This window comes from Streptomyces hokutonensis, from assembly GCF_042751305.1.
GTDB lineage: Bacteria > Actinomycetota > Actinomycetes > Streptomycetales > Streptomycetaceae > Streptomyces > Streptomyces hokutonensis_A.
Genome location: NZ_JBHYWD010000015.1, coordinates 225,468 through 235,391 on the forward strand (window position 1 = coordinate 225,468; position 9,924 = coordinate 235,391).

Sequence of the window (9,924 nt, forward strand, 5' to 3'; positions counted from 1 at the left end):
GGGATACAGGCTCCCTGTGGTCACACCCTGACCCTCCCCGATCACTCGATCGTGTGGATGCGGTCAGGAGGTGCAACCCTCAGGACCCCCTGGGGAGTCGACCGTCATGACGAGAGGAGGTGCCGCCAGTGATCGCGAACGTATCGGCGCACCGGCGGGCGAACGCCTTCGCCCAGGCCCTGGAAGAGGAGCAGTCCGACCGGGGCACGGCGGCCGAGCAGTCCGAAGGACCGGCACCGGCCCCGGCTGCTGCGGAACAGACCGAGCAGGGCCGCATGCTGGCCTTCGCCACCGGTCTCGGCGAGCTGCCCAAACCCGTGCTGGACCCCGAGGTCAAGGTCGTTCAGCGGGCTCAGCTGGTCGCCGCGTTCGAGGCCATGCTGCAAGGAGGCGAGGCACCACAACCTTCGGTACCGGAGCAGCGATCCCACCGGTCCCGGGGCACCCACCGGGCCACCGGACTGGGCAAGCTGCGACCCCGGTCCCGGCTCAGCAAGGGCCTCGCGGCCGGCGGCCTGAGCGTCGGAGTCGCCGCCGGAGCCTTCGGCGGAGTCGCCGCCGCCAGCTCCGACGCCCTGCCCGGCGACGGCCTCTACGGCCTGAAGCGCGGCATCGAGGACTTCAAGCTCAACTACCTGTCCGACGGCGACAACCAGCGCGGAGTGGCCTACCTCGACCAGGCGTCCAATCGCCTGAGCGAGGCACGCCGGCTGATGGAGCGGGACCGTAGCGGCCACCTCGACCACGAGCAGCTCGGCGAGATCCGCCGCACGCTCGCCGGGATGACGCACGACGCGTCCGAGGGCCACCGGCTGCTGCACGAGGCGTACGAGCAGGACCCGAACTCGCTGGGGCCCATCCAGGCCCTCTCCGCGTTCTCCCGCTCGCACCGCGAGGCATGGGGCGCCCTGCGCGACCGCCTCCCCGTCCAGCTCGGCGACGTCAGCGACCAGGTCTCCTCGGTCTTCGACGCCATAGACGAAGAGGTCGCCCCGCTCCAGTCGCTGCTGCCCCAGCCCCCGGCCAAGACCGGCGGCGGCACCGGCAGGCACCGCGCGCCCGACACGGAGTCCACCGGCTCCACGGGCTCGCACCGCTCGACCACACCGAGCGACACAGCGGACTCCCCGGCGAGCAAGGGCGGCCACTCCAGCACCCCCAGCGAGTCCACCACCGACGGCGACGGCCTCCTCGGCGGCAACACGGGCGGCCTCCTCGACCCCCCGAAGTCCTCCGGCACGGCTTCCCCGTCCACCAGCAAGCCCTCGATCACCGAACCGGACGTCACGCTCCCACCGCTCCTGCCGGGCCTGCTGCCCGGCCTGGGCATCGACGGCGAGGACGCGAGCTAGGCGATCAACACCTGTGCGGCTACGGGGAGTTCCTCGTAGCCGCACAGTCATGTGTCAGGTTTCTCAGACGAAGCCCGCGAAGAACCCTTCGCCCTCAGAAGAACACCGACCGCCGCTGCACCAGCAACTTGTACAGCGTGTGCTGGATCTGCTCCCTCACCTGGTCCGTGAGGTTGAACATCAGCATCGGGTCCTCGGCCGCCTCCGGCGGGTAGCCGTCCGTGGGGATCGGCTCGCCGAACTGGATCGTCCACTTCGTGGGGAGCGGGATCGCGCCGAGGGGGCCCAGCCACGGGAAGGTCGGGGTGATCGGGAAGTACGGGAAGCCCAGGATCCGGGCCAGGGTCTTGGAGTTGCCGATCATCGGGTAGATCTCCTCCGCGCCCACGATCGAGCACGGGATGATCGGCACGCCCTTGCGCAGCGCCGTCGAGACAAAACCGCCCCGCCCGAAGCGCTGGAGCTTGTAGCGCTCGCTGAACGGCTTCCCGATGCCCTTGAAGCCCTCCGGCATCACCCCGACCAACTCACCGCGCCCCAGCAGCCGTTCCGCGTCCTCCGCGCAGGCGAGCGTGTGACCGGCCTTGCGGGCCAGCTCGTTGGCGACCGGCAGCATGAACACCAGGTCCGCCGCGAGGAGGCGGAGATGGCGGTTCGCGGGGTGGTTGTCGTGGACGGCGATCTGCATCATCACGCCGTCCAGCGGCAGCGTCCCCGAATGGTTGGCGACGATCAACGCGCCACCATCCGCCGGGATGTTCTCGATGCCCTTCACCTCGACCCGGAAGTACTTCTCGTACAGCGGGCGCAGCGTCGGCATCAGGACCTGGTCGGTCAGCTCCTCGTCGTAGCCGAAGTCGTCGACCTCGTAGTCCCCGGTCAGCCTGCGGCGCAGGAAGGCCAGGCCATGCGCGATACGGCGCTCCAGGCCCCCCTGGCCGCTCTCACCCACCTCGCCGCCCTCGTTCTGCGGCTGCTCCGGCTCCTGCTCCTCACGCGTCACAGGAACATCATCCTGCGCGAAGTCCACGCCCGGCAGGGGCTGGACCTCACGGACCAGCGCGGGTTCGCCGTTCTTGCGCCGGCTTCCCGCGCTACGGCGCCGCTGCGGCCGCTGCACGGCACCCGCGCGGGACCGGTCGTCGTCGAACGGAATGACCTTGGCATCCGCCATCGTTGATGCGCTCCTCAGTTGGCGCTCGGCGTCGGGGGGTGACCACTGTCCGGCCGGGACAGCGCGGCGATCCGGTCGACGGCCCCCGCGAGGGCCTCCGGCGGCAGCAGCCCTGGCCCCTGACTGCGCGCGAAGTCCGCGAAGGTCTCGGCGGTCGTGTACTTGGGCTTGTACCCCAGGGTCTCGCGCATCTGCACCGTCGACACGACCCGGCCGTGGGTGAGCAGCCGGATCTGTTCCGGGGAGAAGTCCGTCATGCCCAGCGTCCGCACCAGGGAACCGGCCCAGGTGACCGCGGGAAGCAGCAGCGGCACGGTCGGCCGGCCCAGCCGCCGCGAGCACTGCGAGAGCAGCAGGACGCCGTCCCCGGCGATGTTGAAGGTGCCGCTGTTGAGCGTGCCCCGCTCCGGTTCGTGCGAGGCGATCCGCAGCACCTCGATCACATCGTCCTCGTGCACGAACTGCAGCCGCGGGTCGTAGCCGAACACGGTCGGCAGGACCGGCAGCGAGAAGTACGAGGCGAGCGGCGAATCCGCCGTGGGACCGAGGATGTTGGCGAACCGCAGCACGCACACGGCGACGTCGGGCCGGCGGCGCGCGAAGCCACGCACATACCCCTCGACCTCGACGGTGTCCTTGGCGAAGCCGCCGCTCGGCAGGGACTTCGGCGGGGTCGTCTCGGTGAAGACGGCCGGGTCGCGCGGGGCGGAGCCGTAGACGTTGGTGCTGGACTTCACCACCAGCCGCTTGACGACCGGCGACTTCTGGCAGGCGCCCAGCAGCTGCATGGTGCCGATGACGTTGGTCTCCTTGACCGTGGTCCGGCTGCCGCTGCCCAGCGCGGTGCCCGTCACGTCCATGTGGACGACCGTGTCGGCGCCCGACTCGGCGAGCACCCGCGCGATGGTGGGCTGCCGGATGTCGGCCTGGATGAACTCGGCGCCCCCCAGATGGTGCCCGGGCGGGACCGCGTCCACGGCGATCACCCGGTCAACCTCCGGGTCACGCTGAATGCGTCGTACGAACCGGCCCCCGAGCTGGCGGGCCACTCCGGTCACGAGCACGACCTTCCCCAAGATCAGCGCCTTCCTTCCGAGTTACCCGTGTGCGGCCCAACCTAGCGGTTCGGTGTTGCGCTGTGATGACCGCCAGACCGACGAAAAACTGTGGCCCCCCACCGAATTCGGTGGGGGGCCACAGGAGACGCTTTCGCGGCGCCGCGTCGCCTACTTCTTGTTACGACGCTGCACGCGCGTGCGCTTCAGCAGCTTGCGGTGCTTCTTCTTAGCCATCCGCTTGCGCCGCTTCTTGATAACAGAGCCCACGACTACCCTCGCTCACTTCTCATCACTCGGTGCTGGGCATCATGGGCCCATACGACCTACAAGGGGCCAGCCTACCCGTCCGAGCGCTGAGGTCGTAATCGAGGGTTCGCCTCAGGCTGTCTCCACCCCCACGTAGCTCTCGCGAAGGTACTCGTGTACCGCTTGCTCGGGGACGCGGAAGGACCGCCCCACCCGGATAGCGGGCAGATGACCGCTGTGCACCAACCGGTACACGGTCATCTTCGACACTCGCATCACCGAGGCGACCTCCGCCACGGTAAGGAACTGAACCTCGTTCAGAGGCCTCTCGCCAGCTGCAGCCATGACACACCTGAACCTTCCGCACTCGACGGTCACCGGCTTCCCCTTCCGGTGACTCTTCGTCGTTGCGTGCTCACTCCCCAATGTAGGGGCGGGTGATGCGAGTGGGGAAGAGGTGCACCCATCGGCGGCCTACTGTGACAGACACGCTCGATTGAGTACGTAGCGGGTAAGCGGGCGGTAGTAATCGGACCGCACGGCGTCATCAAGTGGAACTGCCACGGACACCGACCCCTCGGCCTCCCCCACGAACAGCGCGGGGTCGTCGGTATCGGCAAGACCAATGGCCTCGAACCCCAGCTGACCTGCTCCGCAGACCCATCCGTGGTCCCCGATCACCAGCTCCGGAAGCACCCCGCCGGCCTCCGCCGCCGCACCCAGCACGGTACGAACCGGGAGCGGTGAGTGCGTATGTGCGCCGGGCTCACAACCGGGGCGTTCGGGACCCGGATCGCGGACGAGGGCGACACCTCGTACGTAGGCAAGGTTGTACGTGCGTAGACCGAACCGGGTCGTTATGTCGACACAGCGACCATGCGCAGGGGTGAGAACAGCACATCCCGCCGCCGACAGCGCGTCCGCCAACGCGGCGTAGAACCCGAGCAGCCGGTGCGGGTGCCCGGTGCCGAGAAGCACGGGTCCGTTGCGCTCAGCCACCGCACCCAGCCGGTCGGCGAAGGCGTCCAGAGCGGTCAGAGTCCGTTCCGGGTCGATCACATCATGCCCGGAAACATGTCGAGGGTCGGCCGAAACCCCACACTTGTCCGCCATGAGACCGATCAAATCCCCTTGCCCCCATGTCCATTCGGGATCAAGTCCGATCAACACCCGGGGGTCACGAGCGGCGAAGGCCCGATAGCTCCGCAGGCTCTCCTCCCGCGAGGTGGCCACGGGCCCGGCCAGCCGGGCGGCCAGCAGATGCGCGCGAAGCGCGCCGGTGGTCAACACGGGAGCGATGGTGACGGACGCGGGCCCCGGGGACGGCGGGAACGCCGGAAACACCGCACCGTTGGCGTAACACCGGTGACAGGACGGTGACACAACCGACCACAACTGTCGTACGGGTTCCCCGGTCTCACCTTGCGTGGACGGAACGACCAACCGTCCCGAGCAAGTTGACCGGCACTCATGCCAACTGGGGGAACACCATGATGAAGCTGTCCCGTCGCACCACGACCGCCGCCGCCCTCGCCGTCCTGGCGCTCGGCGGCACGATCGCCGCAACCGCTCCCGCGTCCGCGGCCACCACCACCAAGGCGGCAGCCGCCGCCACCTACAACGGCGCCTGCGGCACCGGCTACAAGGTCATCGACTCCACGCCCGTCGGCAACTCGGGCAAGGTGTTCGTCACCTGGAACGAGTCGACCGGCAAGAACTGCGCCGTGACCGTCCGCAACGCCGTCGGCAACAGGATCAACATGCGGGTCACCCTGGACGCCCTCGGCGACTCCGACGACCCCGCCGTGGACTCCGGCACCTACACGAGCTACGCCGGCCCGGTCTACGTCAACGGCCGCGACTCCTGCATCGCCTGGGGCGGCACCATCGGCAACGCCTCGGCCGAGGACTCCGGCCACTGCAGCTGACACACCACGCCGGGGGCGGCCCAACCGACCGCCCCCGGCGCACCATTGACCAGCACCCACCGCCCAACACCGGCCACCACCATCCAGCCCGTCCGGCGTTTGAGGACGAGGCCGTCCAGGCCGAAGCGGGGGTCTGGGGGCGGCAGCCCTCAGTGACGATGGGGGTCCCCCCGCTCGAGCGAAGCCGAGAGTGGGGGAGGGCAGGGGCGGCGGGGGCGAAAAGAGCCCCGCGACACCCACCAGAGACCTACGCCAACAACCCCCGCAACGGAAACACCGCCCGCCGAGTAGCCACCACCGCCTGGTCGAGCCGGTCGGCGGGGTCATACCCCGACTCCCACTCCGCGTAGGCCACCGGCCACCGCCCGTCAGTCATCCGCTGCGGCCCCAACTCCCGAGTCCGCGCGAACACTTCCTGCCGCCACCCCTCAGGAATCACCGCCTCGGGCGCGATCTCCCGCCCCGCAGCGATCGCGACAAGATGCGTCCACGACCGTGGCACCACCTCCACCACGGCGTACCCGCCCCCACCCAGCGCGACCCACTTCCCGTCCGCGTACTGGTGCGCCAGCTCATGGCACGCCACCTGCACAGCCCGCTGCGCGTCCAACGACACGGCGAGATGTGCGAGCGGATCCTCGAAGTGCGTATCGGCCCCGTGCTGCGTCACCAGCACCTGCGGCCGAAAGTCCGCGATGAGTTCCGGCACGACGGCATGGAAGGCCCGCAGCCACCCCGCGTCCCCGGTCCCGGCCGGCAACGCCACATTGACCGCCGAACCCTCCCCCCGCCCCGCTCCGGTCTCCTCAGGCCACCCGGTCTGCGGGAACAAGGTCCGGGGATGCTCGTGCAGGGAGATCGTCAGCACCCGGGGGTCCTCCCAGAACGCCGCCTGGACCCCGTCCCCGTGATGCACGTCCACATCCACATACGCGACCCGCTCGGCCCCCAACTCCAACAGCCGGGCAATGGCGAGCGAGGCATCGTTGTAGATACAGAACCCGGAAGCGGCCCCGGGCATAGCGTGATGCAGCCCACCCGAGAAGTTCACGGCGTGCAGCGCATCCCCGGCCCACACAGCCTCAGCCGCCCCCACGGACTGCCCGGCAATCAACGCCGACACCTCATGCATCCCGGCAAAGGCAGGATCATCCATGGTCCCGAGCCCGTACGCCCCGTCCGCCGACTCCGGATCGGCCGAGGCGGCCTTCACCGCCTCGACGTAATCCTCCCGGTGAACCAGCCGCAACGTCGAATCACCCGCAGGCTTCGCCGCCACCACATCCACGTCCTTGTCGAGCCCGAAGGCGTCGACAAGTCTCCGCGTCAGTGCGAGCCGGACCGGGTCCATCGGATGGTCCCGGCCGAAGTCATAGCCCGTTACTGCCTCGTCCCACATCAGCTGTGCGCGCCCGCTCATGCCCGTCACCGTACCGGCCCTCCTGCGGCGCGAACGAGCGGGCGTACACCAACGTCACCAGCACCAACACCATCGGCACGAGCATCGCCCCGCGGTAACTCCAGGCGTCGCCCAGCGCCCCCACCAACGGCGAACCGATCAAGAACCCCACGTAATTGAAGACATTGAGCCGGGCAATGGCCGTATCCGAAGCCCCCGGGAACAACCGTCCGGCCGCCGCGAAGGTCTGCGGCACCAGCACACACAGCCCGAGCCCCAGCAGCGTGAACCCGAGCATCCCGACCCCGGCCCCGGGCGCCACGGCCACCACCGCGAACCCCACCGCGGCCACCACCGCCCCCAGCCGTACGACGGCGACAGCCCCGAACCGCCGCACCCCGAGGTCCCCGATCCCCCGCCCGACCAGGCACATCACCATGTAGACGTTGTACGGAACGGTCGCGACCTGCTCCGAACTCCCCAGCACGTCCTTCAGGTACTTGGCACTCCAGTTGGAGACGGTCGAGTCCCCGATGTAGGCGAAGGTCATCACCAGACACAGCGGCAGCAGCAGCTTGAAGACGAGCGGCCCCGCTTCCGCGCCCTCCGCCTCGCCACCCGGCGCGTCCCCGTCGACGTACCACCGACTCCCCACAAAGGCCGCCGGCAGCAGGACGGCCACCACGGGCAGATACGACACCCACAGCGCGAGATGCCAGTGCGCCCCCGCCCACGCGAGCGAGGCCCCCACGATCCCGCCCAGGCTGTACGCGGCATGGAAACTGAGCATGATGCTCCGCCCGTACGTCCGCTGCAGACTGACCCCGAGCATGTTCATCGAGGCGTCCAGCGCACCCACCCCGAGCCCGAACGCCCCGAGCGCGACCGCCAGTTCGGCCATGCTGTCGCCCGCCCCGACCCCGAGCAGCGCCAGCAGCACGACCGGCTGGGACCAGCGCAGCAGCACACTGGGCCGTATTCGCTTCACCAGCTGCTCGGTGGTCACACTCCCGACGCCGGCGAGGATCGGCACGGCGGCCAGGAAGACGGGCAGCAGCCCGTCCGAGACCCCGTACCGGTCCTGGATCGCGGGGATACGAGTCACGAGCAGCGCGAAGGTGGCGCCCTGAGCGAAGAAGCTGAACGCCAACGAGGCCCTACCGCGCCGCAGCACATCTGTCATGGCGGCGAGCGTAAGGGCCCCGGCGTACTCGTGGGTAGATCCAGCCAAAGATGAATTCGGTTCACCTTTACCGAGCGACGACGAGCGAGGGCAGAACCGCAGGTGCGGAGGCATCCCCGCCCTTCAGCTCAGCGGCGATCATCTCCGCCATCGGCCCGGCGGCAAGACCACCACTGACGACGGCTGTCACCCCCATCGTCCCGATCATCACGACCGTCCCCAGCCACACCATGGTGTCCACGGGCAGCGTGTACGCCCCGACGACCCGGGCGACACACTCACCGAGCAGCCCGACACCCCACACCAGCGAGAACCGCCGCTCGGCCCGCCGAAAGGCCGCCGACCCGCTCAACAGCCGCTCAAAGGCGGCCTCCCGCTCCGGGTCCCCCTTCACGAGCCAGGGCTTCATCCCGGCGGTCATCATCGGCCGCCCCATCGCCACCGACACCAGCACCCCGATCCCAATGGCACTGCTGACCCCGCTGTCCTTGGCCAGCATGAGCCGCGGATCACCGGCGACGAGACTGAGCGACAACCCGACGACATTCACGAAGAGGATCAACGCGGCAAAGGCGTTGACCTTTCGCTCGACGACAACCCCCCACACCGTCCGCACCGCCGGCAGCACGCTGCTCCACCCCAGCGCCGCCACGGTCCCCATCCCGAACCCGTTCTTCAACAGGTAGTACGACCCGACCGGCACCGCCACGTCCATGAGGAGCGGCGCGAAGTTCTGCTTCTTGGACCCCGTGTTCGTCGTCATGCCCTCAGACTGCCGCGAGGACCGGGCCCTCCAGTAGAACCGATCGTCCGGACCTCGGCATGACAAATGTCAGACGAGCAGGTCAGGCAACTCCCGCATGTCACCGAAGAGTTGAGTGGCCCCCACAAGCCGCTCAGCAGGCGTCATCGCGGTGAACCCGTACACATCCATCCCGGCCGCCACACCAGCCCGCACCCCCAACGGACTGTCTTCCACGACCACACACCGTTCCGGCGCCACACCCATCTGCTCGGCGGCATACAGGAACAGGTCCGGCGCCGGCTTCCCCCGCCCCACGTCCTCGGAGCTGAAGACCCACTGCTCCTCGAACCACTCGTCCAGCCCCGTCGCCCGGTGCCCCGTCCGAATCCGCGCATGACTCCCGGACGACGCCACGCAGTACGGCACCCCGTCCGTGACCAGCCTCTCCAGCACGTCGACGGCCCCGGCGACCGGCTTCAACTCCCGCTCGAACGCGGCGAACACCCGAGCGTGGAAGACGTCGTCGAAGTCGTCCGGCAACCGCTGCCCGGTACGCTCCTTGACAAGATCGTGGACGCGGTGCATCGCGGCGCCCATGTAGTCACGGAGGGACTCCTCGTACGAGGTCGGATGCCCGAGCTCCGTGAGATAGCCGGCCAGGAGCCTGTTGGAGATGGGCTCACTGTCGACGAGGACACCGTCGTTGTCGAAGATCACGAGGTCGTAGCGCATACCGCTGAGCCTAAACGCAGAAAACCCCTGTACCGAATAAACGGTACAGGGGTTTTCGCAATATTTGTTCGGCGGCGTCCTACTCTCCCACAGGGTCCCCCCTGCAG

Annotated in this window: 11 protein-coding genes; 2 read left to right on the top strand and 9 right to left on the bottom strand. The window is 68.9% G+C overall.

The annotated features are described in order from the left end of the window. Nucleotides 1–128: 128 nt before the first annotated feature. Nucleotides 129–1,352, top strand: a complete 1,224-nt coding sequence (locus tag ACFXC1_RS34060; RefSeq protein WP_381250178.1) for a DUF5667 domain-containing protein — start codon at nucleotides 129–131, stop codon at nucleotides 1,350–1,352. A gap of 94 nt (nucleotides 1,353–1,446) precedes the next feature. Here the strand turns inward: ACFXC1_RS34060 and ACFXC1_RS34065 are convergent, their stop codons facing one another. The 5 genes from ACFXC1_RS34065 to ACFXC1_RS34085 form a co-directional block, all read right to left on the bottom strand. Continuing rightward, the gene (locus tag ACFXC1_RS34065) at nucleotides 1,447–2,526 is read right to left on the bottom strand and encodes a lysophospholipid acyltransferase family protein (protein ID WP_381250181.1); all 1,080 of its coding nucleotides are present in this window, start codon (nucleotides 2,524–2,526) and stop codon (nucleotides 1,447–1,449) included. Between the two features lie 14 nt (nucleotides 2,527–2,540). Next, complete coding sequence (locus ACFXC1_RS34070) at nucleotides 2,541–3,602, bottom strand: NAD-dependent epimerase/dehydratase family protein (RefSeq protein WP_381250183.1); 1,062 nt, start codon at nucleotides 3,600–3,602, stop codon at nucleotides 2,541–2,543. Nucleotides 3,603–3,752: 150 nt separating this feature from the next. Further along, nucleotides 3,753–3,851, bottom strand: a complete 99-nt coding sequence (locus tag ACFXC1_RS34075) for a 30S ribosomal protein bS22 (protein WP_003948845.1) — start codon at nucleotides 3,849–3,851, stop codon at nucleotides 3,753–3,755. A 111-nt stretch (nucleotides 3,852–3,962) separates the two neighbouring features. Beyond that, complete coding sequence (locus ACFXC1_RS34080; RefSeq protein WP_004984898.1) at nucleotides 3,963–4,175, bottom strand: helix-turn-helix domain-containing protein; 213 nt, start codon at nucleotides 4,173–4,175, stop codon at nucleotides 3,963–3,965. Between the two features lie 129 nt (nucleotides 4,176–4,304). Continuing rightward, a complete protein-coding gene (locus ACFXC1_RS34085; RefSeq protein WP_200712568.1) occupies nucleotides 4,305–5,120 on the bottom strand; it encodes a phosphatase in 816 nt (271 codons plus the stop codon). 167 nt (nucleotides 5,121–5,287) lie between these two features. Between ACFXC1_RS34085 and ACFXC1_RS34090 the strand changes: the two genes are divergently transcribed. Next, nucleotides 5,288–5,758: a spore-associated protein A gene (locus tag ACFXC1_RS34090; RefSeq protein WP_381250186.1), complete on the top strand. Its 471-nt coding sequence runs from the start codon at nucleotides 5,288–5,290 to the stop codon at nucleotides 5,756–5,758. Between the two features lie 247 nt (nucleotides 5,759–6,005). On the opposite strand, the gene ACFXC1_RS34095 is transcribed toward ACFXC1_RS34090, so the two are convergent. The 4 genes from ACFXC1_RS34095 to ACFXC1_RS34110 all read right to left on the bottom strand — a co-directional run bounded on the left by ACFXC1_RS34095 (nucleotide 6,006) and on the right by ACFXC1_RS34110 (nucleotide 9,817). Further along, complete coding sequence (locus ACFXC1_RS34095) at nucleotides 6,006–7,178, bottom strand: acetoin utilization protein AcuC (RefSeq protein WP_381250188.1); 1,173 nt, start codon at nucleotides 7,176–7,178, stop codon at nucleotides 6,006–6,008. Beyond that, nucleotides 7,129–8,340, bottom strand: a complete 1,212-nt coding sequence (locus ACFXC1_RS34100; protein WP_381250191.1) for an MFS transporter — start codon at nucleotides 8,338–8,340, stop codon at nucleotides 7,129–7,131. Before ACFXC1_RS34100 ends, ACFXC1_RS34095 begins: the two co-directional genes overlap by 50 nt. Nucleotides 8,341–8,407: 67 nt before the next feature. Continuing rightward, a complete protein-coding gene (locus ACFXC1_RS34105; protein ID WP_381250194.1) occupies nucleotides 8,408–9,103 on the bottom strand; it encodes a VC0807 family protein in 696 nt (231 codons plus the stop codon). A 69-nt stretch (nucleotides 9,104–9,172) separates the two neighbouring features. Further along, a complete protein-coding gene (locus ACFXC1_RS34110; RefSeq protein ID WP_381250196.1) occupies nucleotides 9,173–9,817 on the bottom strand; it encodes an HAD family hydrolase in 645 nt (214 codons plus the stop codon). Nucleotides 9,818–9,924: the final 107 nt, after the last annotated feature.

Coding starts and splice junctions, on each gene's coding strand:
- ACFXC1_RS34065 (WP_381250181.1), bottom strand. CDS start 2,526: ATGGCGGATGCCAAGGTCATTCCGTTCGACGACGACCGGTCCCGCGCG.
- ACFXC1_RS34080 (WP_004984898.1), bottom strand. CDS start 4,175: ATGGCTGCAGCTGGCGAGAGGCCTCTGAACGAGGTTCAGTTCCTTACC.
- ACFXC1_RS34095 (WP_381250188.1), bottom strand. CDS start 7,178: ATGAGCGGGCGCGCACAGCTGATGTGGGACGAGGCAGTAACGGGCTAT.
- ACFXC1_RS34100 (WP_381250191.1), bottom strand. CDS start 8,340: ATGACAGATGTGCTGCGGCGCGGTAGGGCCTCGTTGGCGTTCAGCTTC.
- ACFXC1_RS34105 (WP_381250194.1), bottom strand. CDS start 9,103: ATGACGACGAACACGGGGTCCAAGAAGCAGAACTTCGCGCCGCTCCTC.
- ACFXC1_RS34110 (WP_381250196.1), bottom strand. CDS start 9,817: ATGCGCTACGACCTCGTGATCTTCGACAACGACGGTGTCCTCGTCGAC.